Source organism: Roseivivax jejudonensis (assembly GCF_900172265.1).
Classification (GTDB): domain Bacteria; phylum Pseudomonadota; class Alphaproteobacteria; order Rhodobacterales; family Rhodobacteraceae; genus Roseivivax; species Roseivivax jejudonensis.
Genome location: NZ_FWFK01000002.1, coordinates 610,980 through 637,479 on the forward strand (window position 1 = coordinate 610,980; position 26,500 = coordinate 637,479).

Genomic DNA, 26,500 nt, shown 5'->3' on the forward strand with positions numbered 1-26,500 from the left:
AGGCCGAGCCATGAGTCGTGAAACCACGCTGTCGAAGGCCGTGAACGAGGCGATCGCCGAGGAGATGCGGCGCGATCCGACCGTGTTCCTCCTGGGCGAGGACGTGGCCGAGGCCGGCACGCCCTTCAAGGTGCTGTCGGGCCTCGTCGAGGAGTTCGGCACCGGACGGGTCATCGACACGCCGATCTCGGAGCCGGGCTTTGTCGGCATTGCCGTGGGCGCGGCGATGACCGGCACGCGACCCATCGTCGACCTGATGTTCGGCGATTTCCTCTATCTGGTGATGGATCAGCTCTGCAATCAGGCGGCGAAGTCCTACTACATGTCGGGCGGCAAGCTGAACGTGCCGATGGTGCTGCGCACCAACATGGGGGCGACCCGGCGGTCCGCCGCGCAGCATTCGCAGTCGCTGCAGGCTCTGGTGGCGCACATCCCCGGGCTGAAGGTGGCGATGCCGTCCTCGGCCTACGAGGCGAAGGGCCTGATGAAGACCGCGATCCGCGACGACAACCCGGTCGTGATCTTCGAGGACAAGCTGATGTACCAGGACAAGGCGCCGGTGCCCGAGGAGGAGTACCTGATCCCGTTCGGCGAAGCGGCGATCAAGCGCGAGGGCGGCGACATCACGCTGATCGGCACCTCCTCGATGGTCCAGGTGGCGTTGAAGGCGGCGGAGGCGCTGTCGGCCGAGGGGATCTCGGCCGAGGTGATCGACCCGCGCACGCTCGTGCCGCTCGACGAGGAGACGCTTGTGCGCTCGGTCAAGAAGACCTCGCGGGCGATCGTGATCGACGAGGGGCACCGCAACTACGGCGTGACCGGCGAGATTGCCGCGCGGCTCAACGAACGCGCGTTCTACCATCTCGACGCACCGGTCCTGCGCTTCGGCGCGATGGACGTTCCGGTGCCGTTTTCGCCCGCGCTCGAGGACCTGACCGTGCCGACGCCCGAGGCGGTGGCGCAAGCGGCGCGGACGCTGTGCCGGGGGGAGCTCATCCATGCCGCATGAGGTGATCATGCCCGCGCTCGGCATGGCGCAGGACACCGGCCACATCGTCGCCTGGCGCAAGGCGCCGGGCGACAAGGTGGCCGAGGGCGACATCCTTTTCGAGGTGGAGACCGACAAGGCCACGATGGAGGTCGAGGCGCAGGGCGCGGGCTTCCTGACATCGGTGACCGCCGAGGCCGGGGCGGACGTTCCCGTGGGCGAGGTGATCGCGCGCATCGCCGACAGCCCCGACGATACCGCGCCCCCACCGACGGCGAACGGCGCGGCCGGAACGGCGCCCGACACGGCGCAAGACACAGGGCAGAACACGGGCCCCGGCGCGGCGGAGCCGCCCGCGGTCGGGGCGGACGCGCTTCCCGAGGGCGCGGCGGTCATCATGCCGACGCTCGGCATGTCGCAGGATTCCGGCCTGCTCGTCGCCTGGCACAAGGCTCCAGGCGACGCGGTGGGCGCCGACGACGTGCTTTTCGAGGTCGAGACCGACAAGAGCGTGGCCGAGGTCGCGGCGGGTCACGACGGCTACGTCGCCGCGCTCCTTGCGGAGGCCGGAGAGGATGTACCGACCGGGCGGACCATCGCCATCATCAGTGCCGAGGCACCGGAGCGGACGGTGACGCGCCGCGCGGCCGATGCGCCCGAGGCGGCGGCGGCGCCGAAGGACGACGCGCCGGCCGTTGCCACCGCGGCACCGCAACCGCCCGATCGCCCGATTGCCAAAACGGAACCGGTCGACGAAACGGGGGCGTCGGGGGCGCGGCCCCTCGCGTCCCCCAAGCTCCGCCGCCTCGCCCTTCAAGAAGGTCTGGACCTGTCGCTGCTGGCCCGGGCCGGCCACCCGCAACCCTTCCACGCGCGAGACCTCGACCGCCTGCGGGCCCTGTCCCGCGCGGACGCGGCACCGGCCGCGGCGCCCGCTGCGGCGAGCGCGCGCCGGCTGACGGCCGAAGCGGAGGCGCAGGGCTTCGCCGCGTTCGCCCGCTGGGCAAGTGAGGTCGCAGGTGTCGGCGACGAGGCCGCGCTTCTGGCCGGCCTTGCCGCCGCCGGCCACGACGACCTGCGCTGCGTCGCGGTGACCCGCTTCGGGCGCACGCGCCGCTACGCGGTGCCGCAGACGCGGGCCCTGAGCGGAGTCACCGAGGCGGCCGACGACGCAGTGCCGGACCTCACGATCCGCGATCTACGCGGGGCGCGCCTCGCCGCGGTGGAGATGGGGCCCGAGGCCACGCCGGTCCTGACGCTCGCGGGCCACGGCGCCACCCTGGCCGTGACGCTCGAATGCGCCGCCGGAGCGTTCGAGGCGGACACGGCCCTCGCGCTTCTGACCGATTTCGCCGGACGGCTCGACGATCCGCTCCGGCACCTTCTCTAGACAGGGAGAGCCGACGATGACCGAGCTCGGACACAAGATCGACCCGCTGCACACGGACCTGTGGATCAACGGCGCGTGGCAGCCCCGCGACGACCGGTTCGATGTCGTGAACCCCGCGACCGAGGAGGTGCTGGCGTCGGTCGCCTCTGCCGACATCGCCGATGCCGACGCCGCGCTCGATGCGGCACAAGCGGCGATGGACGACTGGGCCGCGCGCACGCCGCGGCAACGCTCCGAGGTGCTGCGCCGCGCGTGGGAGCTGATGACCGCCCGGCTCGATCACTTCGCGCATCTCATCACGCTGGAGAACGGCAAGGCCGGCGCCGATGCGCGCGGCGAGGCCGCCTATGCCGCCGAGTTCTTTCGGTGGTTCGCCGAGGAGGCGGTGCGCGCCGACGGCATGATCACCCGCGCCCCCGCGTCGGGCGCGCGCATCATCGTGCAGCACAAGCCTGCCGGGCTCGCGGTCCTCGTGACCCCGTGGAACTATCCCGCGGCGATGGGCACGCGGAAGATCGCGCCCGCACTCGCCGCTGGATGCGGCGTCGTCATCAAGCCCGCGTCGGAAACCCCGCTGACCATGCTCGCGCTGATGCCGCTTCTGGAGGAGGCGGGCGTGCCGCCCGGCCTCGTCAACGTGCTGCCGTCGAAGCGGACGGGCGCTTTGGTCGATCACATGCTGCACGATCCACGGGTGCGGGTGGTGTCGTTCACCGGATCCACCGGCGTGGGGCGCAAGCTGCTGCACTCGGCCGCCGACCAGGTGCTGAAACCGGCGATGGAACTGGGCGGGAATGCGCCGCTGATCGTGTTCGAGGATGCCGATCTCGACGTGGCGGTCGAGGGCGCGATGCTCGCGAAGATGCGCAACCTGGGCGAGGCGTGCACCGCCGCCAACCGGTTCTACGTCCACGAGGATGTCGCGGCCGAGTTTACCCGCCGCTTCGCCGCTGCGATGGGCGCGCTGACGGTCGGGGACGGGACCGACCCGGATGTCGACGTGGGGCCGCTGGTCAACGCCGAAACGCGCGACAAGGTCGCGGCCTTCGTGGCGGATGCGCTCGCCAAGGGCGCGACGCTCGAACTCGGCGGGACCGCCCCGGACGGCAAGGGCTACTTCTACCCGCCAACCGTCCTGTCGCGCGTTCCCGAGACCGCCGATTGCGTGCATGACGAGATTTTCGGACCGGTCGCCGCAATCCAGACCTTCACCACCGAAGCGGAGGTCACCCGGCGCGCGAACGACACGGAGTACGGCCTCGTCGCCTACGTCTTTACCGAAGACATGAAGCGCGGCATGCGCGTGTGCGAGCGTCTGGACTACGGCATGGTCGGACTCAACCGGGGATTGGTGTCCGATCCGGCGGCGCCCTTCGGCGGGACCAAGCAATCCGGCCTCGGACGCGAAGGCGGCCACGAGGGCATGCTCGAATTCATGGAAACCCAGTACATTTCGGCGGCGTGGTAAGATGAGCGAGATCAAGGCCTCCCCGTCCGTACGGGCCCGCGCCAACGCGGCAGGTATCGACCTCGATGCCCGCGCCCGCGCGCTCGGCCGCACCACGCTCGGACACGAGGACCTCGCGGCCGAAGGTCCAAGCGATGCCGCGGCTCCGGCAGCCCCGGCCCCCGTGGCGTCCGATGCGACCCGCTACTGGGACGTGGATCATGCGCAATACGGTCCCGTCACGCATGAGCCCATGAGCCGCATCGCGCAGGCGGCGGCGCGCAACCTCGCCGCCGCGCAGGCGCTGATCCCGGCGGTCACCCATCACGACCATGCCCGCACCGACCGGATCGAGGCGCTACGCACGGCGTGGAAGGACGAGGGGCGTGCCCGCGGCGTGAAGCTGACCGCGCTGGCCTTTCACGTGGTCGCGCTCTCACGATGCCTGCGTGACTTCCCGCGGTTCAACGCCTCGCTCACGCCAGACGGCGAGACGTTGGTGCTCAAGAACTACGTTCATGTCGGGATCGCGGTCGATACGGCCTACGGGCTGATCGTGCCGGTGATCCGCGAGGCCGACCGCAAGGGTCTGTGGGCCATCGCGGCAGAGATCGCGGACCTCGCGGGACGCGCGCAGGCACGCAAGATCCGACCCGACGAGATGGGCGGCGCGTCGATGACGATCAGCAATCTCGGAGGTATCGGCGGCGCGGGCTTCACCCCGATCGTCAATCCGCCCGAGGTCGCGATCCTCGGCTTGACGCGGACCGAGACCGCCACCGAATGGATCGACGGCGGTCCGGCGCCGGTGGCGCGGGTTCCGCTCGATCTGTCCTACGATCACCGCGTGATCAACGGCGCCGACGCGGCGCGTTTTCTGCGCACCTATGCCGGCTATCTCGAGGAGCCTCGTCGCCTGCTGATCTGAGCCGGGCGGTGCGTCCGGCTAGTGCTTCTCGCCGCGTCCGAGTATCGCGCGCACGATCGCGAGGACGATCAGCGCCCCCACGGCCGCCACGAGTGCGAGCAGAAGCAGGCCGCCGGCCGCCAGCACTCCGAGACCGAGCGCCGCGAGGAGAAACGGCGTGGCGACCGCCGCCACGACGCCGACAATGATGTAGAGCGGCATGTTCCGGCCCGCGATCCGCCCCGCGAGGTATCCGGCCCCGAGACCGATCGCGATGAGGATCAGGAGCGCCAGCAGCCCGATCGCATCCAGTAGTCCTTCCATGTCGCGCCCCTTTTGATGTGTCGCGGCTCGTGCGCCGCCCGTGAATTCAGACGTGCCAAGCGGCGCGCCCCACGTCCAGCCGCCTGCCCGTCTCTGCAGGCGCAACGCGGGCGCGGCGCGTGCCGATCCCTCTTCGACGCCCGGCGTCTCGAGGTGTCGGTGCGGGCCCTCAGGTCCGCGGCGCCGTGCTCGCGCGGATCATCAGGTTGGGGTCGATGATCACCTGCTCGTGGGTCAGGCGCTCCGACGCGCCCAGCGCGCTCACCAATCGTTCGGCCGCCTGTCGACCGAGCCGCGCGCGCGGCTGGTGGATCGTTGTCAGTGCCGGAATGAAATGGCCGGCAAAATCGACGTCGTCGAAGCCGATCACGCTCACGTCGCCCGGCACGGCGAACCCCATTCGGTTGCATTCGGAAATGAAGCCGAACGCGCATTCGTCCGAGGCGGTGAAGGCGGCGGAGGGCCTGTCCGGCATCTCGGCCCAGGCGCGGGCCGACCGCGCGCCTGAAGCCATCGTGAAATCGCCGGGCAAGACCGTCGCGCCGAGCCCGAAGGCGCGTGCGGCGTCGACGAAACCGCGCTCGCGTGTCTGGCCCAACACGTTGTCAGCCGGCCCCGCCACGTGCAGCAGGTGGGTATGGCCGAGGTCGCGCAGATGCGCCACGGCCATCCGGGCGGCGGCGGCGTTGTCGATCCGCAGGCTGGGCACCTCGTAGGCGTCGTTCCATTCGCACACCTGCACCACCGGCAGTCGCCAGCCGCGCACCAGGTCCGGCGGCAGCGCGCCGTCGAGCAGGAGGATCCCGTCCGCGCGCCCGTTATGCCCGAGGCTCTGCAGCAGGTCAGGATCGGTGCGGCTGTCGGAGATCTGAACCGCCAGCCCGGCCTGGCCCGCGACTTCCTGGACCGCCGCGATGATGCGGCTGAAGAACGTGTTCGCGAGGTTGGGCGCGAGCACGAGGATCGATCGCGCGCGCTGCTGGCGCAGGTCACGTGCGGCTGCGTTGATCCGGTAGCCGGTCGCCTGCACCGCCGCCATGACCCTCGCGCGGGTCTCGGCGCCCACCACATCCGGCGAGGACAGCGCGCGGCTTACAGTTGCAGTGGACACACCGGCGGCCGCGGCGACATCGGCGATACGGACTTTGACCGGCATGCGGACTCCTTTGGCGCGTTAAGCCGGGATCGGGGCTTGCCTGCAAGATACACACATGATGTAATCGATTACATCACCCGTGCCGAAGCGCTGTCGAAGAGCGGCGCACCGCCGGGAAAGGGAGGACGCATGAAGACGATCAAGGGCCCTGGCCTGTTCCTTGCGCAATTCGCCGGGGACGAGGCTCCTTTCAACTCGTGGGACGGCATCACCCGATGGGCGGCCGAGTGTGGCTATGAGGGCGTGCAGGTTCCGGTCTGGGACGCGCGGCTCGTCGACCTCGACAAGCTCGCCACCTCGAAAGATTACTGCGACGAATGGTTGGGCACGGCACGTGCCAACGGCGTCGAGGTGTCGGACCTGTCCTCGCACATCCTCGGTCAGCTGGTCGCCGTGCACCCCGCCTACGACGCCTGGGTGGATGGGTTCGCTCCGCCCGAAGTCCAGGGCAAGCCGAAGGAGCGGCAGGCCTGGGCGGTGGAGCAGGTGAAGAAGGCGCTGAGCGCGTCTAAAAACCTGGGGATCGGCCAGCATGTCACGTTTTCCGGTGGGCTCGTCTGGCCGTTCGTCTACCCGTTTCCGCAGCGCCCGCAGGGCCTCGTCGACACGGCCTTCGACGAGCTTGCCGCGCGCTGGCGGCCGATCCTCGATCACGCCGAGGAGTGCGGCGTCGATGTCTGCTACGAGATCCACCCGATGGAGGATCTGCACGACGGGATCACGTTCGAGATGTTCCTCGAGCGGCTCGACGGGCACACGCGGTGCAACATGCTCTACGACCCGTCGCACTACGTCCTGCAGTGCCTTGATTACATTGACAACATCGACATCTATGCCGAACGCATCAAGATGTTCCACGTCAAGGATGCCGAGTTCAATCCGACCGGCCGGCAGGGTGTGTATGGCGGCTACCAGTCTTGGGTGAACCGGGCCGGCCGTTTCCGCTCGCCGGGCGACGGCCAGGTCGATTTTGGCGCGATCTTCTCCAAGATGGCGGCGATCGATTTCGACGGCTGGGCCGTGGTCGAATGGGAATGCGCGCTCAAGCATCCCGAGGACGGTGCCCGCGAGGGCGCACAGTTCGTGCGTGACCACATCATCCGCGTCACCCCGCACGCCTTCGACGATTTCGCGGGCGGCGACATCGACGATGCGACCAACCGCAAGCTTCTGGGACTCGACGTATGACACGAATCCGACTCGGCATGGTCGGCGGCGGCGCCGACGCCTTCATCGGCGGCGTGCACCGGATCGCCAGCCGCCTCGACGGGCATTTCGATCTCGTGGCCGGGGCGCTCAGCTCCACGCCCGAGAAGGCGAAGAAGAGCGGCGAGGCCCTCGGCCTCGATCCGGACCGGTCCTACGGCAGCTACGACGAAATGGCCGAGGCCGAAGCGGGCCGGTCCGACGGGATCGAAGCGGTCAGCATCGTCACGCCGAACCACGTCCACTTCGCGGCGGCAAAGCCTTTTCTGGAGCGCGGTATCCACGTCATCTGCGACAAGCCGCTGACCGCAACGTTCGACGACGCAGCGGCGATGGAGGCCGCCGTCAAGGACAGCGACGCGCTCTTCGTGCTGACGCACAACTACACCGGCTACCCGATGATCCGGCAGGCGCGCGCGATGGTCGAGGACGGTGCGCTCGGGACGCTGCGCGTCGTTCAGGCAGAGTATCCGCAGGACTGGATGACCGACGCGGTCGAGACCGAGGGCGTAAAACAGGCCGAGTGGCGCACAGACCCCGAACGCTCCGGCGCGGGCGGCGCCATCGGCGACATCGGCACCCATGCCTACAACCTCGCCGCCTTCGTGACCGGACAGCTGCCCGATCGTCTGGCCGCCGACCTTCACAGCTTCGGAGCGGGCCGCGCGCTCGACGACAACGCGCATATCATGCTGCGCTACGACAGCGGCGCGCGCGGCATGCTCTGGTGCAGCCAGGTGGCGCCCGGGCGCGAGAACGGGCTGCGGCTGCGCCTCTACGGCGACAAGGGCGCGCTGGAATGGGCGCAGGAGGATCCGAACTACCTCTGGTTCACGCGGCACGGCGAGCCGTCGCAGCGGATCACCCGGAACGGCGCCGGCGCGACGGAGCCGGCGACATCCGTCAGCCGGATTCCGCCCGGCCACCCGGAGGGTTACCTCGAAGCCTTCGCCACGCTCTACACCGAAGCGGCCGGTGCCATCCGCGCGGTGCAGCAGGGCCAGTCGCGCGATGCGGTGATGGGCGCCCTGCCCGGCCTGTCTGACGGGCTCGACGGCATGGCCTTCATCCGCGCCTGCGTCGCCTCGTCGAAGGATGACGCGGCCTGGGTGACGATATGACCGATGCGCCCGTCCTGAGCCTGCGCGACGTGCGCAAGAGCTTCGGTCCGGTCGAGGTCCTGCACGGCGTCGATCTCGACCTGCGCGCGGGCGAGGTGCTGGCGCTCATCGGCGAGAACGGCGCGGGCAAGTCCACCACGATGAAGATCCTCGCGGGCTACCAGCCCGCCACGTCCGGACGGATCCTGCTCGACGGCGAGGAGGTCTCGTTCGGCTCGCTCCACGAGGGCGAGGAAGCCGGGATCGTGATGATACACCAGGAGTTCAACCTCGCCGAGCAACTGACTGTCGAACAGAACATTTTTCTCGGACGGGAGCTTCACAACGGCTGGTTTCTCGACAAGGCGCGGATGCGCCGGCTGGCGCGCGAGTACCTCGACCGGGTGAACTGCACGGTGCACCCCGACACGCGGGTGTCGCAGCTGTCCAACTCGGACAAGCAGATGGTCGAGATCGCCAAGGCGCTCAGCCGCGACGCGCGCGTGCTGATCATGGACGAACCGACAGCCGTGCTCACGGGCTCGGAAACCGAGACGTTGTTCGAACAGGTTCGCGCGATGAAGGCGGACGGCACGGCCATCCTCTTCACCTCGCACAAGCTGGGCGAGGTCGCCGCGATCGCCGACCACGTCACGGTCCTGCGCGACGGCGCCGTGGTGCATGACGGCCGCGCCGCAGACATCGACGAGGATGGCATGGCCACCGCGATGGTCGGGCGCGACGTCTCCGACCTATACCCCGACAAGGCCGGAGCGCCGGACGATGTGGTGCTGCGCGTCACCGGCCTCGATGTTCCGGGCCACGCCGAGGGGGTCGGCTTCGAGCTCCGCCGGGGCGAGATCCTTGGCATCGCCGGGCTGATCGGCTCGGGCCGGACCGAGGCGATGGAGGGTCTCTGCGGATTGCGCCCCGCCCGCGCCGAGCGGATCGAGATCGACGGCGCGAAAATCGACATCCGGCGACCGTCGGACGCGCTCGAACACGGGCTGTGCTACATGACTGAGGACCGCAAGCTGCGCGGGCTGCTCCTCGACAAGTCGATGCGGGTCAACCTGACGCTGCAATCGCTCGACCAGTTCGGCGGGCTGATGATCGACCGCGCTGCGGAAGAGCGCGCGCTCGACCGCGCCATCGAGGAATTCGACATCCGTGCCGGCCGACGCGAGATGCGGGTCGGGAACCTGTCCGGCGGCAACCAGCAGAAACTGCTGCTGGCCAAGGTCATGATGTCCGATCCGTCGATCCTGATCGCCGACGAGCCGACGCGCGGCATCGATATCGGCACCAAGCAGCAGATCTACGCCTTTCTGCGGACGCTCGCGGCCTCCGGCCGTGCCGTGGTGATGATCTCGTCCGAGATGCAGGAGGTGATCGGCCTCGCCGACCGCGTGCTGGTGATGCGCCTCGGCCGCGTCTCCGGCACGCTGTCGGGCGACGAGATCACGGAAGACGCCATCGTGCGCCTCGCCATGGGCGTCGGCGCCGGCGACAGCGAGAGGGCCGCCTGATGACCTCGGAAACCACCAATTCCCCGATGCGCCGCGCCCTGCCGTCGATGAGCGTGCTCGGCCCGGTCCTCGCACTGATCGTCCTGGTCGTGATCGGCGCGTCGCTCAACGCGAACTTCCTCGGCACGGCGAACATCACCAACGTGCTTGCACGGTCCGCCTTCATCGGGATCATCGCCGTCGGCATGACCTTCGTCATCACCGCCGGCGGGCTCGATCTGTCGGTCGGGTCGATGGCGGCCTTCATCGCCGGGCTGATGATCCTCGTGATGAACGCCGCCCTGCCATCGCTCGGCGTGGGCGTTCCGATCATCCTTCTGGGAATGGCTGTCGCGCTGCTCGCCGGGCTCGTGGCGGGGCTCCTGAACGGCTTTCTCATCACCACGCTCGGGATCGAGGCGTTCATCGTGACGCTTGGGTCGATGGGCATCTATCGCAGCCTCGTCACGTGGCTCGCCGACGGCGGCACGCTGTCGCTCGATTTCGAACTGCGGACCTTCTATCGCCCGGTCTATTTCGACGGCATCCTCGGAATCTCGTGGCCGATCATCGTCTTCGCGATTGTCGTGATCGTGGGCGAGCTCCTGATGAGCCGCGCGAAGTTCGGCCGGCACTGCGCTGCCATCGGGTCGAACGAGAGCGTGGCGCACTACTCCAACGTCGACGTGAACCGGACGCGCCTGCTGACCTACGCGATGCTGGGCCTGCTCGTGGGCGTCGCCACGATCATGTACGTGCCGCGGTTGGGGTCGGCGTCGGCGTCCACGGGCCTGCTGTGGGAGCTCGAGGCGATCGCCGCCGTCATCATCGGGGGCACCGTTCTCAAGGGCGGCTTCGGGCGCGTCTGGGGCACTGTCATCGGCGTCCTGATCCTGAGCCTGATCGACAACATCCTGAACCTGACCGACCTCGTCTCGCCGTACCTGAACGGCGCGATCCAGGGGGTCATCATCATTCTCGCGGTCATTCTGCAGCGGGAAGCCAAGGCCAAGGGCTGACGGCCCGGCCGACCGAAAAGAGGGAGGAAAACGCAATGAGTTACATGAAGACGGCGCTGATGGGCTGCACCATGCTGGCGATGTCCGGCGCAGCCTGGGCCCAGGACGAGACCACCGTGATCGGCGTGTCGATCCCGGCCGCCACGCACGGCTGGGCGGGCGGCATGAACTTCCACGCGCAAGAGACCGTCGAGCGGCTCGAGGAGACGTATCCCGAGCTCGACTTCGTGCTCACCGCGGCGTCGGATGCCGGCGCGCAGGTCAACGACATCGAGGACATGGTCGCCACGCGCGGCATCGACGCGCTGGTGGTCCTGCCCTTTGAGTCCGACCCGCTGACCCCGCCGATCCAGTCCGTCGCCGAGAGCGGCACGTGGGTCACGGTCGTCGACCGCGGGCTATCGGTCGAGGGGATCGAGGATCTGTACGTGGCGGGCGACAACCCGGGCTTCGGCCGGGTGGCTGGCGAATACATGGCCGAGCAGATGCCGGACGGCGGCGACATCGTCGTCCTGCGCGGCATCCCGACGACCATCGACAACGAGCGGGTCGCGGGCTTCGAAGAGGCGATCGAGGGCTCGGGCATCAACATCATCGACATGGAGCACGGCAACTGGAACCGTGACGACAGCTTCAACGTGATGCAGGACTTCCTGCAGAAGCACGACCAGATCGATGCCGTCTGGGCCTCGGACGACGACATGGCCGTCGGCGTGCTCGCCGCGATCGAGGCCGCTGGCCGCGAGGACATCCAGTTCGTGCTCGGCGGGGCCGGCATGAAGGAGATGGTCCAGCGCGTGATGGAGGGCGACGACATGATCCCCGCCGACGTGACGTATCCGCCCGCGATGATCGCCACCGCGATCGAGATGACCGCGGTCGGCCTCGTGTCGAACGCGCCGGTGTCGGGGACGTTCACCATCGGCTCGGTCCTCATCACCGAAGAGAACGCGGAGCAGTACTACTACCCCGACAGCCCGTTCTGATCGGAGGTCCGCTCCTGGCACTTCGGTGCCGCGACAATCGCCGCCCGCCGGTCCCTCCGGCGGGCGGTTTGCGTTTGCCGACCCACAGCGGATGCTTCGGGGCACTGGAGATGGCGCTGCTCCGGCTCTCGAACCCGCCCCCTCCAGCGTGATGCGCGCGGCATCGGTGTGGCCGGAAGATCGCCGGGCAAGTCAACGAACGGGGCGGCAGAGGCCACCGCCCCAACGCCCTCTGACTACAGATCGAGGCTCACTTCCTGCCCCGCCACGTGGCGCAGCCACCAATCGTGCGGGAGCACCGGGTTGCCGTCGCGGCCGATCACCGAAATCGACGGACAGCTTCCGCCTTCGCCGGAGAGCGTAACGTAGTCCCCGTCGAACGACTTGAACGTTGTCTCAATCGACTCGCCGTAGCTCGGCGCCTGTTCCATGAGAATACCGAGCGCCACGCGTTCGCCCATCCGCAGGCTGTCGTAGTAATCGGAGTAGTAATGCACGCCGGCCATGTTGCGGCCGATAGAGATGTTCGCGGCGAGCTTGTCCAGTTCGCCCTGGATCGTCAGCTTTTTCTTGAACTTCGGTGATTTGCGCAGGGCCGAACCATCGTCGTTCGGTTCGTAGATGATCGGCGTGCCGTCGGGTAGGCACAGGCCCCGCTCCTCGCCGCTGTCGCAATCCTCGAACATCTCGAAGAACGCCTTGAGCATGGTCACGCAGCCGCCCGCGACCGTGGCATGCCCCGCGCCGTAGGCCGGGTGCATCGGCGAGCCTTCGGGGAAGGCCATGGGCAGCAGCAGGTTGCATCGCGCGAAGGCGTCGCGGTCCACGCCGTCAGGCAGGCAGGACGCGCCGTCGCAGCGCACGTTGCGCATGTCTCGCATCTCGTTCTGCTTGGAATTGTGAGCGCGGATCGCGTCGAGCAGCGGATCGGGGATTTCGCCGAGCGACTTGCGGAAGGCTTCTGTCGTGCAGCCGAGCTTGTCCTCGTCCATACACAGCAGGCTGAACCGTCCGCCGATCGCCTCGGGCCGCGCCCGCCGGTGGTAGTTGAACTTTTGCCGCCGGACTGCCTTCAGGCAGCGCGTGGCCACCTCGCAGACGAGGCTGAGTATGTGCGGGCCGCCGAAGGTCGCGAACGCGTCACGCCGGCCCGAGGGGCTGACTTCCGGGAAGCCCTTGGATGCGGGAACCCCGAGCGACAGCATGATCAGGCAGGCGTTGAGATACGCCTCGTAGAGCGCGTCGAAATGCACGTAGGTCGCAAGGTCGCGCGGCGTGGTGATGAACCGGCGCGTATCCTCGAACTGGTCCGCGCCCTTGAAGTTCGCGCCATTCTGGACATCGAGCCACGAACACCAATCGGTCATGTAATCGAGGCAGTTCTTGTGCGTCAGCGTCCGCTGGTCGATGGCGAGAGAGCCGTAGGGAATGAATCCGTCCTGCAGGTCCCAGCTGGCATCGAGGGCGGGAAAGCTGGATTTTCCGTTGGAGCCGCACGCCAGCGACGTCGCACCGATCAGCATGAACTGCGACACGTAAGGGCCTTCATGCGCGCCCTTGGTCGAGCCGCGGAAGGCGTTGACCGCCGTCAGCTGTCCATTCGGCGACAGCGTGCGCCCCCATCGCCGGTTGCGTTCAAAGCGGTTGAGCCCGCTGCCGTCGACATTGTGCGGCGTGGAGGAACAGACGTCCTTGCCGGAGAAGAACGGCATTTTGTTCAGCAGATCGACGATCTGGCCTGCGTTCAGTTCGGCCTCTCCGGGATCCTTGGCCGATGGACAGAGCTTCTTGCCCTCGCCCGCGCAGATCGTGGCGAAGGGCACGTCACGCAGGATCGCGAGCGCGTAGACCTCGGCCATCTCCGCGGCGAGTTCGGACGAGCCGACGCGCGGCGCAGGGGCCATCCCGACCGATCCCGCATCCGGCCCCTGAAGCTCGTAGACATGTCCCGCGCGGGGGCTTTCCCAGCCGCGCCACGGCACCTTCTCCTCGCCGTGGCAGGTCACCTTTTCGGGGCAGTGAAAGCCCTCTCCGGTCTCCTCGAACACATCGGCGGCGGAGATCACGTGCTTTTCGAACAGCGCAGAATCCGGCGCGTTGATCGCCTCGACGAACAGCCGGTAGTGTTCCGGATCCTCGAGCAGGCCACAGGAATCGTGCTTCAGACCCTTGGTGAAGTTCACTGGGTGGCGAGCGCCGACCTCTTCGCCTTTCTTGCCCTTGCGCGGGCCATGATCGGCCTCCTCCCCGTTGGCGCGGGTCAGGGCTTGCGGGTTCAGTCGGGCAATCTCGGTCGCCAGGTCACGGTAGGACTTCGCATGCTGGGCGCGCTCTGATCCGGCGGGCACAGGCTCGGCAAGCGGTAGCTTCATCGGAATGACTCCAGAAAAATGAATTTTGGTCCCGTACGCGAGGTCAGCCGCGCACGGGTCGGGTCGTCGGGACGTTGAAATTGCGCGGCTGCAGGGGCGCTGAAATGAGGCGCCGCGCGAGATAATAATGGATGATGAACTACCAATGGTTGCACGTCAATCGCCCATGGCGGTAGCGCGCGGATAGGCAGAATTCCACCGAAACCAGGCGCGCGGTCTTGAGACGCATACCGGTGCGGCCGGGCGGTCGAGAGACAGGAGGGATGAAGCGGCCCGCCGCAGCGCGGCCCATGTCACCGCCCGGATCGGCCAGAGGACAGCGTGCGCGGCTCCCTCTACTCCAACCACATGTTGCGCATCTGCGCCGCGACGTCGATGGGCGCCGGTGCGGACCGCGTCGCGCGCCCCGATTGCAGCGGCGACCAGTGCGTCACCTCGAAGCGGTCGAGGATCGTCTTCGGAATGAAGCGTGACCGGAGCGCGTAGACGTGCCGGTCGCCGTTCCGTGTCTGGTTGGTGACGTAAAACCGCTGCGGCACGCCGAGGGACAGCCGGTCCTTGGCCCGGGTCATCGCGACGTAGAGAAGCCGGCGCTCCTCCTCGATCTCGTCGGTTGTGCCCGTGCCGAGATCCGAGGGAATGCAGCCATCGACGCAATTCAGGACGTGGACCGACCGCCATTCCTGCCCCTTGGCAGAGTGGATCGTCGACAGGATCAGGTAGTCTTCGTCCTTGAGCGGGACGCCGGCCTGATCGCTGGTCGCATCCGGGGGATCGAGCGTGAGCTCGGTCAGGAACGCCTGCGCCGAGGCATACCCGGTCGCGATCTGTTCAAGCTGCGCGAGGTCGGCGCGCCTTGCCTCGGCATCCTCGTGGATGCGATCCAGGTGCGGCTCATACCAGACGCGGGCGAGGTTCAGCGCGGCGGGCCACGGTGCGTCCGTCGCCATGGCATCGACGAACGCCGGCCAATCGGACCCCGCGCGCGGCGGCGGCGCGGCTTCTCGCAGCCCTGTCCTCGGATCGGCGGACAGCTCCAGAGCGTCCAGAACCTGTCCCGCGGCCTTGGGTCCGACGCCGGGGATCAGCTGCAACACGCGAAAGCCCGCGACCCGATCGCGGGGGTTCTGGCCGAAGCGCAGGAAGGCGAGCAGATCCTTTACGTGCGCGCTGTCGAGGAACTTGAGCCCACCGAACTTGACGTAGGGCACGTTGCGGCGGACGAGTTCGGCTTCGAGCTGCGCCGCATGGCTGGAGGTGCGGAAGAGTACGGCCTGCTCCTTCAGCGGCGTGCCGGTTTCACGATCCTCCAGCACGCTGTCGACGATGTGCCGGGCTTGGTCACCCTCGGTGGCGTAGGTCACGAGGCGCGGCCTGTCGGTCGACACCCGTTCGGTCCACAGATCCTTGGTGAACCGCTCCCGCGCCTCGCCGATCACTCCGTTCGCGGCGGCAAGGATCGGCTGGGTCGAGCGGTAGTTCCGCTCCAGCGTGATGATGTCCGCCGGTGGCGAGAAGCTGGCCGGGAAGTCGAGGATGTTGCGCACCGTGGCCGCGCGGAAGGCATAGATCGACTGTGCGTCGTCGCCGACGACAGTGAGCCCGCGCCCGTCGGGCGCAAGCGCCATCAAGACGCGCGCCTGCAAACGGTTGGTGTCCTGGTATTCGTCGATGAGCACATGATCCCACGCCGTACGGACATGCGCCGCGAAATCCGGGTGCGCCATGACCTGGGCCCAGGCCAGCAGCAGGTCGTCGTAGTCGAGAACGTTCTGCTCCTGCTTGGCCGTCACGTAGGCCCCGAAGAGCTGTTTCAGTTCGGCCTCCCACGCCGCCGCCCACGGGAAATGATCCTGCAGCACGTCCCGAAGCGCGGCCTCGGAGTTGACGGTGCGCGAGTAGATCGCAAGGCAGGTTGCCTTCGTCGGAAAGCGGGTCTTGGTCCCCGAGAAGCCGAGCCCGTGCCGGCAGAGATTCATCAGGTCGGCGCTGTCCTCCCGGTCATGGATCGAGAAATCGGGGTTCAGCCCGATGGCGGCGGCGTTCTCGCGCAGGATCCGCGCGCCGATCCCGTGAAAGGTGCCGGACCAGACCAGCGCCTCGGCCGCGATGCCCGTGCCGAGGGCCCGCGTCGTGATCCGCTCGACCCGGCGGGCCAGTTCCGTCGCCGCACGTCGCGAGAAAGTCATCAGAAGGATGCGCCTTGGATCTGCCCCGCCGACGATCAAGTGCGCGACCCTGTGCGCCAGCGTGTTCGTCTTGCCCGATCCTGCGCCCGCAATGACGAGAAGCGGCGGCGCCGGCGCGGCGCCGTCCGCGCCGAACTCCACCGCCCTGCGTTGCTGGTCGTTCAGCGTGTCCAGGTAATCCGCGGTCGTCATGCCCTGCCCCGTGTCGCACCTTTTGGCCAACCTTAACCAAATCAGAACATATTGGGAACATCGATGGTTGCGAATGACGGTGCCGGGTGCAGTCCGCCGCGAGGCAACGCGCAGACCCGACGCGGTCCGATCTTCATCCGCGGCCCGGGATCGGGCGCCCTACCCGTGGCCATCCCACTCGGACGCCTTGATCCCGAAGGCGCGCAGCCGCGAATAGAAGGTGGTCGGCGGCACGCCGAGCAGGGCCGCAGCGCCGCGCGGACCGGCCACCTTTCCGTCAGCCTCGCGCAGGCACGCGAGCAGGTTCTCGCGGATCGCCTGCTGGATGTCCGCTTCGGTCCGCGCCCCGACCTGCGGGCCGCGGGCGGCCCCGGGGGAGACGCCGAGCTCGACCACGAGCTTGCCGCGCGTGGACAGGATCGCGCTGCGTTCGATCACGTTGCGCAGCTCGCGCACGTTGCCGGGCCAGTGGTACTGGCACAGTTCCTGCATCGTGCGTTCGGTGATGATCGGCGGATCGCGGTAAAGCCTCGCGCACGCGAGCTGCAGCAGGTGCGTCGCGATGACCGGGATGTCCTCGGGCCGGTCGCGCAGTGGCGTGCACGCGATCGGAAAGACGTCGAGGAAGAGCCGCAGATCCTCGCGAAGCCGCCCGCGCCGCACCTCGTCGTCGAGAGAGCGCGCGGTGGCGGCGATCACGCGCACGTCGATGGCGCGCGCCCGCGTGTCACCGAGCCGCGTGACGGCGCCATCCTGCAGCGCGTGCAGAAGCCGCCCCTGCGAGTCGGGCGGAAGCTCTTCGACATCCTCGAGGAACAGCGTGCCGCCGTGGGCCAGCTCCAGCTTGCCCGGCCGGTCGCGCAGAGCCCCGGCGGACGCGCCGCGCACCTGGCCGAACAGCTCCGCATCCACCGCGTCCGGCGCCACCGCCCCGCACTTGAAGTGAATGAGCGGGCGCCGCCCGCGATCGGATTCCTTGTGGATCTCGGTGGCCACCAGCGACTTGCCCGTGCCCGGTTCGCCGGTGATGACGACGGTGGCGTCTGTACGCGCCACGAGCTCCACCTTGGTCAGCAACTGCCGGATCTGCGGCGAATGTCCGAGGATATCGTGATGCGCCCGCTCGGTGCTGATCGCCTCCTGCAGATACGCGTTCTCCTGCTCCAGCCTGTCGCGCAGTTCGGCCACCTGGTCCATCGCCTCGCGCAGCCGGCGTTCGTTCTCCTTTCGCTCCGTGATGTCGCGAAAGATGATGACGGCACCGGCCAGCATCTTCTGATCGTAGATCGGCGTGGAGACGTATTCGACGCGGATCGGCCGCCCGTCCTTGCGCCAGAACACCTCGTCCTCGATCCGGTGCACCTGTTCGAAGCGGAAGGCGCGATAGATCGGGCAATCCTGCGCGTGGTAGACATCGCCGTTCAGGTGGTGGTGGTGGATGAGCGCGTGCATGTCGCGCCCGAGCAGGTCCTCGGAGGTCCAGCCGAGCATCTCCTGCGCGGCGCGGTTGACGAAGGTGGTCTTGCCCTCGGCGTTGACTCCATAGATCCCCTCGCCCGCGGCGTTGAGGATCAGCTGGTTCTGACGTTCGAGCTCGGTAAAGAAACCCTGCGCGCGCTTCCATTCGCCAACGCCAGCGCGGTGCAGGTCGGCGGTCTCGGAGATCTGGGCGTGCCGCTCGAGCTCGCGCAGGTCGTGCAGCACGACCAGGAAGAGCCCGGAAACGCCGGAAACCGGCCGGCCGCGGATCTCGCAGCGGGGCGCGTCCGGAAGCTCGATATCTCGGGTCCAGGCGGCGCCGCGATGCTCCACCTCCTCCAGAAATACGATGAACCGGGGCAGCGCTGACCCGAGCCGCGCCGACACCCCGTGTCCCTCCGTTGCGGCGAGGCCGAGCAGTGCCTCGGCCTTGTCGTTCCAGCCGACGGCTTTGTCGGCGGACGCATCGAGCAGGACGGCGGCGTCGGGCACAGCCGCCAGTATGGAATCGAAAGGCACCTGTCCGTCGAGCATGACGCAACCATGGCGCATCCGCGCCGCGCGGCCCAGCGAGATCTCGTAAATTACGGAATATCGTAATACCTCCGCCCGCCCAAATCAGATCAAGTCATTGATAAGTAATATATTTAATATCCTGCATCAATTTCAGGCACCGGCTTCCGCTGCGGCGCGGCAGAGGCACATGATTGTGTGAAAGGCACACAAACCATCACAGGGGGAACGTCATGCCGATCAAGAGCCTCGGAGATCCGTACTCGGAAAAGACCGACCTGCGCCACGGTGCGGATTGTGGCTGCCACGGCTGCACCAAGGGAGACGGCCACGGCCATGACGCGGCGCCGATGTCGACCGAAGCGATGATGGAGCGCGCCGTCGAAAGCGCCGTCGTGCGGTCCGTGTTCAACCATAGCGATGTCAGCCGCCGGTCCTTCATGGGCATGATGGGCGGCGGCACCATGGCCGCGGCGCTCGCTTCGGTCCTTCCGCTCGACAAGGCCAAAGCGGCGATCCTCGACGAATTGGGCCCGCCGGAAAAGACCGACCTGTCGATCGGCTTCGTGCCGATCACCTGCGCCACCCCGATCATCATGGCCCAGCCCATGGGCTTTTACGAAAAGCACGGGCTGAACGCGCAGGTCATCAAGACCGCTGGCTGGGCCGTGGCGCGCGACAAGTCGCTGTCGGGCGAGTACGACGCGAGCCACATGCTCACCCCGATGCCGCTCGCCATGACGCTCGGCGCGGGGTCGGTGGCCGAGCCCTACATCATGCCCGCGGTCGAGAACATCAACGGCCAGGCGATCGTCCTGTCGAACGAACACCTCGACAAGCGCGACCCGCAGCAGTGGAAGGGCTTCACCTTCGGCGTGCCGTTCGAATACTCGATGCACAACTTCCTTCTGCGCTACTACGTGGCCGAGCACGGGCTCGATCCCGACCAGGACATCCAGATCCGCGTGGTGCCGCCGCCCGAGATGGTCGCCAACCTGCGTGCCGGGAACCTCGACGGCTATCTGTCGCCCGACCCGTTCAACCAGCGCGCCGTGTGGGAAGAGATCGGCTTCATCCACATCCTGACGAAGGACATCTGGGAAGGGCACCCCTGCTGCGCCTTCGCCTGTCCGCAAAGCTTCGCGACCGAGCTGCCCAACACATACGGCGCGCTCCTGAAGTCGATCGTGGACGCGACGCAATATGCCTCGAACCCGGATAACCGCAGCGAGATCTCGGAGGCGATCGCGCCGACGAACTACCTCAACCAGCCGGTCCCGGTGATCGAGCAGGTGCTGACCGGCACCTATGCCGACGGCCTCGGCGAGGTGCAGCGCGTGCCCGACCGGATCGATTTCGACCCGTTCCCCTGGCACTCCATGGGGGTTTGGATTCTCACGCAAATGAAGCGCTGGGGCTACATAGAGGGCGATGTCGACTACCGCGGCGTGGCCGAGCAGGTCTACCTTGCGGCCGACTGCGCCAAGGTCATGAACGATCTCGGCTACGAGGCGCCCGAGACGACCTACAAGTCGCACACGATCATGGGCAAGACGTTCGACCCCGCGACGCCCGAGGACTACGTCGCCAGCTTCGCGATCGGGCGGGGCTGACGGATGGCCTCCCAACTCTCGCTCAATCAGCGCGCGGCAATCCTGTCCATCGTCCTGCTCGTCGTCGGCCTCCTGATCTGGGAGGCCGCGATCCCCGCGCAGAAAGCCGCCGAAGAGCTCACGGAGTACGAGCGCCTGACCGGCGGCGGCGCGCCCAAGGCCGGCATTCCGCCTCCGTCGGACGTGCTCGCCAAGGCGTGGGAGCAGCTGTCGAACCCGTTCTACGACGCCGGCCCCAACGACAAGGGCATCGGCATCCAGATCGGTTACTCGCTGTTCCGGGTCCTCTCGGGATATTTCCTGGCGGCGCTGGTGGCGATCCCGCTCGGCTTCCTGATCGGCATGTCGCCCGTGGCCTACCGCGCGCTCAATCCGTTCATCCAGGTGCTGCGGCCGATCTCCCCGCTCGCGTGGATGCCGCTCGCGCTCTTCGTCATCCAGGACAGTCAGCTCTCGGCGATCTTCGTGATCTTCATCTGCTCGATCTGGCCGATGCTCCTGAACACCGCCTTCGGCGTCGCGGGCGTGCGGCAGGATTGGGTGAACGTCGCGCGGACCCACGAGCTCGGCCACCTCAAAACCGCCTTCACCGTGATCCTGCCCGCAGCCGCGCCCACCATCGTGACGGGCATGCGCATCTCCATCGGCATCGCCTGGCTGGTGATCGTCGCCGCCGAGATGCTCGTCGGCGGCACCGGCATCGGCTACTACGTGTGGAACGAGTGGAACAACCTCGACCTCACCTCGGTGATCTTCTCCATCCTCATGATCGGCATCGTCGGCATGGTCCTGGACGCGGCCTTCGCGGCGCTCCAGCGCACTATCGCCTACGCCGAGTAACGGAGCCTCTCCATGTCCAAACCGTATCTCTCGGTGGAAAACCTGACCCAGCAATTCCCCGACGGCCAGGGGGGCACGCTGACCGTGTTCGAAAACGCGAACTTCGGGATCGAGAAAGGCGAATTCGTGGTCATCCTCGGCCATTCCGGCTGCGGCAAGTCGACGATCATGAACATCCTCGCCGGCCTCGCGGAGCCCACCTCCGGCGTGGTCAAGATGGACGGCTTCGCCGTCTCGGGCCCCAGCCTCGACCGCGGCGTGGTGTTCCAGAACTACTCGCTGCTGCCCTGGCTCTCCGCGCTCCGGAACGTCCAGTTCGGCGTCAAGGCGCGGCATCGGGACTGGTCCCCCGCCAAGGTGCTGGAGCATTCCAGGATGTTCCTCGCCAAGGTCGGGCTCGAGGGCGACGTGATCCACCGCAAGCCCAGCCAGCTGTCGGGCGGCATGCGGCAGCGAGTCTCGATCGCGCGGGCCTTCGCCAACCATCCGAAACTGCTGCTCCTGGACGAGCCGTTCGGCGCGCTCGACGCGCTGACCCGCGGCACGATCCAGGAGGAACTCCTGAAGATCTGGAGCGGGACCGAGCAGACGGTCTTCATGATCACCCACGACATCGACGAGGCGATCCTGCTGGCCGACCGGATCCTGCTGATGACCAACGGCCCCTTCGCCCGCGTGGCGGAATCCGTCGACATCACGATCCCGCGCCCCCGAACCCGGACCGAGATCGTGGACCACCCCAACTACTACGCGATCCGCAACCACCTCGTGCAGTTCCTCGGCCGCCGCTCGAAGGAACTGGCGGGCCAGAAGGTGGAGGGCCCGCAGCGGCCCGAGACCGTCCGCATCGCGCGTGAGAGCGCGCCGGAGCCCGAGCCGGACGCCAACCCGCGGCTGCGCGCCGTCAACAGCTGACCAAGGAGAGGAGAGACCAGTGATGAAGGACAGTTACGTGCCCGAGATGATGACCAAGGAAGACGTCACCGCGATGATCCTGTCGGCCAAGAAGCAGGCCGGCCTCACGTGGGAGGGCATTGCCGAGACGATCGACATGTCGCCGGTCTGGACCCATTCCGCATGCATGGGGATGCAGGCCTTCCCGAAGGCCAAGGCCGAAGCGCTCGTCGCCGCGCTCGGCCTGCCGCAGGAAGCCGCCTCGGTCCTCGAGGAGAGCCCCACCAAGATCTGGGAGCAGACGGTGCCGACCGATCCCTGCATCTACCGCCTCTACGAGATCGTCGGCGTCTACGGCCCCACGATCAAGGCGCTGATCCACGAGAAGTTCGGCGACGGCATCATGTCGGCCATCGATTTCGACATGTCGGTGGTACGCGTTCCCAACGAAAAGGGCGACCGCGTGAAGATCGAGATGTCCGGCAAGTATCTCGGCTACAACAGCTGGTGAGCTGCCCCCGCGCGGGCCCCGCACGGGCCCGCGCCGCGCCCGGCCCGCCGTCGGCGCACGGCGCCTCGCGCTTCTTCTTGGCCAAAATACTCGAAAACCCGCCGCGGCCACGCGCGCGGACGTCTCCCCGGGAGGCGCAGCCCGATCCATAGGGCGCGCGTGGCCCCACGGGGACAACCGTCGGTGACCGCGCACGGCGTGCTGCCCCAAGGCATGGATCGTCACGTCCGGAACCCGAGGATCCGACCGGTCGCGTCGCGCATCGATCTCGCCCCCATGTATATGTGCTGCCTGCTTGCGCCCGAGCCGCGCTGGCGCCATGAACGCGTCGGCGTCGACCCACGTCCGGCGGGAGAAAGACATGAAGGATTGGCAGGCCTCGGCGAAGGCGCTCTACGACGGCGCATTCCGGCCCATGGTCATCGACGGGGAGTGGCGCGCGGCGCGGTCCGGCCGCGAGATGCAGGCGACGAACCCGGCGGACGGCTCGGTTCTGGCCACCGTGCCGCGAGGCGATGCGGCCGACATCGACGCGGCGGTGGCGGCGGCAAGGCGCGCGTTCGAGGGGCCCTGGGCGGCCTTCACGCCCTACGAGCGGCAGAACCTGCTCCTGCGCATCGCCGAGCGGTTCGAGGCGGAGTGGGAGACGCTGTGCCTGTCGGACACGCTCGACATGGGGATGCCGATCCAGCGCACCCTCGCCAATCAGCGCCGGGTGCTGGGGATGCTGCGGTTCTACGCGGGCCAGGCCGTCAGCGTGCACGGGCAGACCCTCCCGAACTCTTTCCCCGGCGAGATCTACTCCTCGACCGTGCGCGAGCCCGTCGGCGTCGTGGGCGCGATCATCCCGTGGAACGCGCCCATAGCCGGGTCGGTCTGGAAGATCGCGCCGGCGCTCGCCACCGGCTGCACGGTGGTGCTGAAACCGTCCGAGGAGGCGTCGCTCACCGTCCTGATGATCGCGCGGATCATGCAGGAGGCCGGGCTGCCCGATGGCGTGCTGAACGTCGTGACGGGCACCGGTGCCGAGGCGGGCGCCGCGCTGGCCGCGCACCCGGGCGTCGACAAGATCGTCTTCACCGGCTCCACAGCCACCGGGCAGGCCATCGCCCGCGCCGCGACCGGCAATCTCAAGCGCGTATCGCTGGAGCTGGGCGGCAAATCCCCGGTCATCGTCTGCCGCGATGCGGACATGGACAAGGCGGTCCCCGTGGCCGCCATGGCGGTCTTCGCCAATTCCGGCCAGATCTGCATCGCGGGCTCGCGCCTCTTCGTGGCGCGCGAGATCCACGACGAATTCGTGCGGCGGGTGGCGGACTACGCGTCGAAGCTGAAGATCGGCCACGGCATCGCGCCCGACACCGACCTCGGGCCGATCATCTCAGCCCGACAGGCGGAGCGCATCGCGGGCTTTCTGTCGACGGGTCCGGCCGAGGGCGCCGAAATCGTCGCCGGCGGCGGACGGGCGACGGGCAGCGGTCTCGACGGCGGGCATTTCTTCCAGCCGACGGTGTTCGGTGGCGTGACGGACGAGATGACCGTGGCGCGGGAGGAAATCTTCGGCCCGGTCATCGCGGCGATGCCGTTCGACACGCTCGACGAGGTTGTCGACCGGGCGAACGCCACGCCCTACGGATTGGCGGCCGGCGTGTTCTCGACCCATCTCGGCACGGCGCACAAGCTGGCCCACCGGCTCAAGGCGGGCTCTGTCTGGGTGAACATGTACCACGCCATCGATCCGGCGGTGCCGTTCGGCGGCATGAAGATGTCGGGCTACGGACGCGAGGGCGGTGCGGAGCATGTCGAGGAATACCTCGACACCAAGGCCATCTGGATCAACGCAGACTGACATGACCGGGCGCGCAAGGTAATGAGCGCGCGCCCCGACGAAAGGACCCAACCATGAATGTCGGACTGATCGGCGTCGGCCTCATGGGCCACGGCATCGCACGGAACGTGCTGTCGCGCGGCGGGCACGCGTTGACCTACCTCGATCACCCCGGAAACCAGCCCACGGACGAGATCGTGTCGCTCGGTGGCATGGCGGTCACGACACCGGCCGAGATCGCCGCGGTCTGCGATGTCGTCCTGCTCTGCGTCACCGGCGCGCCGCAGGTCGAGACGGTGATGGACGGCCTTCTGCCCGCGCTGCGGCCCGGCACGGTCGTCGTGGACTGCTCGACCTCCCTGCCCGAGACGACGCTGCGGATGGGCGCACGCACCGACGAGGCCGGCGGCGCCTATCTCGACGCGCCGATGACCCGCACGGCGGCCCACGCGCATGCCGGTACGCTCAACCTGCTGGTGGGGGGGGAGAGCGACACGCTCGAACGCGTCCGCCCGGTGCTCGACAGCTTCACGGAGACCGTCACGCATGTGGGCCCCCTCGGGCACGGGCACCAGCTGAAGCTCCTGCACAACTACGTTTCCGTCGGCTTCATGACGCTGTTGGCCGAGGCCGCCGCGCAGTCCGCCGATGCGGGCGTCGATCCCGCGGTCTTGGTCGAGGTGCTGGCCAATGGCGGCGGCGCGAGCGCGGCACTCGACAGGTTGGCGCCGTTCATCGTGGACGGCGACCGCAGCGGGCTGCCCTTCGCGGTGGCGAACGCCCGAAAGGACATCGACTACTACCGCGAGATGGCCGAGGCCGCGGGCGGGCAGACCACCGTCGCGGACGGCGTGTCGGCCGCGATCCGGGGGGCCTGCGACAGTGGCGGCGGAGACGCCTACGTTCCGGAAATGGTCCGGCTTTTCCGCAGGTCCGGCGGCGCCTGAAACCCCGCTCGCAGCGGGCTGCCAGCGGGGTTGTCACCCCCAAATGCCGCGTGTAGCAACATCGGGAAATTCCAGGGAGGACCACATGACCTATCGTTTCAGCGGGTTCGTCGCAGCCGGTGCGATTATTGCGGCAGGGGGCCCGGCGCTGGCCCAGACCGAGGTCAAGATCGGCTACGCGCTCGCGCCCGACAGCCATTACGGCGTCGCGGCGCAGAAGTTCGAAGAGGTCGTCACCGAGCAGACCGGCGACGCCTTCGAGTTCAACCACTTCCCCTCCTCCGGCCTCGGCGGTGAGCGCGAGGTGATCGAGGGCCTGCAGATCGGCACCATCGAGGCGACCATCGTCTCGTCCGGCACGCTGGCCAACTTCGTGCCCGACACCGGCGTGTTCGACATCCCGTTCCTGTTCCGCGATCTCGAGCACGCGCGCGCCGTTCTCGATGGCGAGATCGGTCAGGAGATCCTCGCCAAGTTCGACAACGTGGGCCTTCACGGTCTGGCATGGGGCGAACAGGGCTTCCGCCACATCACCAACAACCGCAACCCGATCGAGACCCCGGCCGACGTCGAGGGCCTGAAGATCCGCACGATGGAAAACCCGGTCCACCAGGCCGCGTTCAACGCGATGGGGGCCGCGCCGACGCCGATGGCCTGGCCCGAAGTGATCTCGTCGCTGCAGCAGGGCGTGATCGACGGCCAGGAAAACCCGCTGTCGGTCATCGTGTCGGTGAAGCTCGACGAGGTTCAGGAGTACCTGACCCTTTCGGGGCACGTTTATTCGCCGGCGATGCTGCTGGTCTCCAAGCCCTTCTGGGACGGCCTGACGGACGAGCAGAAAGAGGCGTTCGAAACCGCCGCCGACGAGGCCGTCACGGCGATGCGCGGCTTCGTGGACGAGGTCGAGACCACCGGCGTCGAGACGCTCAAGGAGCGCGGCATGCAGGTGAACGAACTCTCGGCCGAGCAGAAGGCGCAGTTCCAGGACGAGATCTCGTCGGCCTACGAGGGCTACTACGAGACCTACGGCCAGGACCTGGTCGACTCGATCGTCAACGTCGAATGACCGGTCGCCGGCGCTCCCGCCACGG

The 26,500-nt window shown here is 67.9% G+C and carries 21 protein-coding genes; 16 read left to right on the plus strand and 5 right to left on the minus strand.

Annotated elements, in window-relative coordinates:
* The first annotated feature begins 10 nt into the window (after positions 1 to 10).
* From ROJ8625_RS07820 to ROJ8625_RS07835, 4 genes are read left to right on the plus strand one after another with little or no spacing between them, the layout of a single operon-like run.
* The gene (locus tag ROJ8625_RS07820; RefSeq protein ID WP_085791300.1) at positions 11 to 1,009 is read left to right on the plus strand and encodes an alpha-ketoacid dehydrogenase subunit beta; all 999 of its coding nucleotides are present in this window, start codon (positions 11 to 13) and stop codon (positions 1,007 to 1,009) included.
* Positions 999 to 2,378, plus strand: coding sequence for a biotin/lipoyl-containing protein (locus tag ROJ8625_RS07825; protein WP_085791301.1), 1,380 nt, complete (start codon positions 999 to 1,001; stop codon positions 2,376 to 2,378). The genes ROJ8625_RS07820 and ROJ8625_RS07825 overlap by 11 nt, the downstream gene beginning before the upstream one ends.
* Before the next feature lie 16 nt (positions 2,379 to 2,394).
* Entirely contained in the window at positions 2,395 to 3,846 is a 1,452-nt protein-coding gene (locus ROJ8625_RS07830) for an NAD-dependent succinate-semialdehyde dehydrogenase (RefSeq protein ID WP_085791302.1), read from the plus strand.
* Between the two features lies 1 nt (position 3,847).
* Positions 3,848 to 4,753 (plus strand): 2-oxo acid dehydrogenase subunit E2, encoded by a 906-nt coding sequence (locus ROJ8625_RS07835; RefSeq protein WP_085791303.1) that lies wholly within the window; start codon positions 3,848 to 3,850, stop codon positions 4,751 to 4,753.
* Positions 4,754 to 4,771: 18 nt separating this feature from the next.
* On the opposite strand, the gene ROJ8625_RS07840 is transcribed toward ROJ8625_RS07835, so the two are convergent.
* Positions 4,772 to 5,056, minus strand: a complete 285-nt coding sequence (locus ROJ8625_RS07840; protein ID WP_085791304.1) for a GlsB/YeaQ/YmgE family stress response membrane protein — start codon at positions 5,054 to 5,056, stop codon at positions 4,772 to 4,774.
* A gap of 169 nt (positions 5,057 to 5,225) precedes the next feature.
* The gene (locus ROJ8625_RS07845) at positions 5,226 to 6,212 is read right to left on the minus strand and encodes a LacI family DNA-binding transcriptional regulator (protein WP_085791305.1); all 987 of its coding nucleotides are present in this window, start codon (positions 6,210 to 6,212) and stop codon (positions 5,226 to 5,228) included.
* A gap of 129 nt (positions 6,213 to 6,341) precedes the next feature.
* Between ROJ8625_RS07845 and ROJ8625_RS07850 the strand changes: the two genes are divergently transcribed.
* Genes ROJ8625_RS07850 through ROJ8625_RS07870 form a run of 5 tightly spaced genes read left to right on the plus strand, consistent with a single transcriptional unit; the run spans position 6,342 to position 12,031 of the window.
* Positions 6,342 to 7,400, plus strand: a complete 1,059-nt coding sequence (locus ROJ8625_RS07850) for a sugar phosphate isomerase/epimerase family protein (RefSeq protein ID WP_085791306.1) — start codon at positions 6,342 to 6,344, stop codon at positions 7,398 to 7,400.
* Positions 7,397 to 8,539, plus strand: coding sequence for a Gfo/Idh/MocA family protein (locus ROJ8625_RS07855; RefSeq protein ID WP_143535073.1), 1,143 nt, complete (start codon positions 7,397 to 7,399; stop codon positions 8,537 to 8,539). Before ROJ8625_RS07850 ends, ROJ8625_RS07855 begins: the two co-directional genes overlap by 4 nt.
* On the plus strand, positions 8,536 to 10,047 hold the full coding sequence (locus tag ROJ8625_RS07860; RefSeq protein WP_085791308.1) for a sugar ABC transporter ATP-binding protein: 1,512 nt from the start codon (positions 8,536 to 8,538) through the stop codon (positions 10,045 to 10,047). The genes ROJ8625_RS07855 and ROJ8625_RS07860 overlap by 4 nt, the downstream gene beginning before the upstream one ends.
* Positions 10,047 to 11,045: an ABC transporter permease gene (locus tag ROJ8625_RS07865; protein WP_085791309.1), complete on the plus strand. Its 999-nt coding sequence runs from the start codon at positions 10,047 to 10,049 to the stop codon at positions 11,043 to 11,045. The genes ROJ8625_RS07860 and ROJ8625_RS07865 overlap by 1 nt, the downstream gene beginning before the upstream one ends.
* Positions 11,046 to 11,089: 44 nt before the next feature.
* Positions 11,090 to 12,031, plus strand: coding sequence for an ABC transporter substrate-binding protein (locus ROJ8625_RS07870; protein ID WP_143535080.1), 942 nt, complete (start codon positions 11,090 to 11,092; stop codon positions 12,029 to 12,031).
* 236 nt (positions 12,032 to 12,267) lie between these two features.
* On the opposite strand, the gene ROJ8625_RS07875 is transcribed toward ROJ8625_RS07870, so the two are convergent.
* The 3 genes from ROJ8625_RS07875 to ROJ8625_RS07885 form a co-directional block, all read right to left on the minus strand.
* Positions 12,268 to 14,403, minus strand: coding sequence for a vanadium-dependent haloperoxidase (locus tag ROJ8625_RS07875; protein ID WP_085791311.1), 2,136 nt, complete (start codon positions 14,401 to 14,403; stop codon positions 12,268 to 12,270).
* 335 nt (positions 14,404 to 14,738) lie between these two features.
* Positions 14,739 to 16,784: an ATP-dependent helicase gene (locus ROJ8625_RS07880; RefSeq protein WP_085791312.1), complete on the minus strand. Its 2,046-nt coding sequence runs from the start codon at positions 16,782 to 16,784 to the stop codon at positions 14,739 to 14,741.
* A gap of 159 nt (positions 16,785 to 16,943) precedes the next feature.
* Entirely contained in the window at positions 16,944 to 18,797 is a 1,854-nt protein-coding gene (locus ROJ8625_RS07885; RefSeq protein WP_085791313.1) for a sigma 54-interacting transcriptional regulator, read from the minus strand.
* Positions 18,798 to 19,009: 212 nt separating this feature from the next.
* Between ROJ8625_RS07885 and ROJ8625_RS07890 the strand changes: the two genes are divergently transcribed.
* From ROJ8625_RS07890 to ROJ8625_RS07920, 7 genes are all read left to right on the plus strand, one after another.
* Positions 19,010 to 20,389 (plus strand): CmpA/NrtA family ABC transporter substrate-binding protein, encoded by a 1,380-nt coding sequence (locus ROJ8625_RS07890; protein WP_085791314.1) that lies wholly within the window; start codon positions 19,010 to 19,012, stop codon positions 20,387 to 20,389.
* A gap of 3 nt (positions 20,390 to 20,392) precedes the next feature.
* Entirely contained in the window at positions 20,393 to 21,229 is an 837-nt protein-coding gene (gene ntrB / locus ROJ8625_RS07895) for a nitrate ABC transporter permease (RefSeq protein WP_085791315.1), read from the plus strand.
* 12 nt (positions 21,230 to 21,241) lie between these two features.
* Entirely contained in the window at positions 21,242 to 22,144 is a 903-nt protein-coding gene (locus ROJ8625_RS07900) for an ABC transporter ATP-binding protein (RefSeq protein WP_085791316.1), read from the plus strand.
* 22 nt (positions 22,145 to 22,166) lie between these two features.
* Positions 22,167 to 22,634 carry a cyanase gene (gene cynS / locus ROJ8625_RS07905; RefSeq protein ID WP_200813297.1) on the plus strand — a complete coding sequence of 156 codons (468 nt, stop codon included), beginning with the start codon at positions 22,167 to 22,169 and terminating at the stop codon, positions 22,632 to 22,634.
* A 361-nt stretch (positions 22,635 to 22,995) separates the two neighbouring features.
* Complete coding sequence (locus ROJ8625_RS07910) at positions 22,996 to 24,483, plus strand: aldehyde dehydrogenase family protein (protein WP_085791375.1); 1,488 nt, start codon at positions 22,996 to 22,998, stop codon at positions 24,481 to 24,483.
* Positions 24,484 to 24,536: 53 nt separating this feature from the next.
* Entirely contained in the window at positions 24,537 to 25,409 is an 873-nt protein-coding gene (locus tag ROJ8625_RS07915) for an NAD(P)-dependent oxidoreductase (protein ID WP_085791317.1), read from the plus strand.
* A gap of 85 nt (positions 25,410 to 25,494) precedes the next feature.
* A complete protein-coding gene (locus tag ROJ8625_RS07920) occupies positions 25,495 to 26,475 on the plus strand; it encodes a TRAP transporter substrate-binding protein (protein WP_085791318.1) in 981 nt (326 codons plus the stop codon).
* The last annotated feature ends 25 nt before the right edge of the window (positions 26,476 to 26,500 follow it).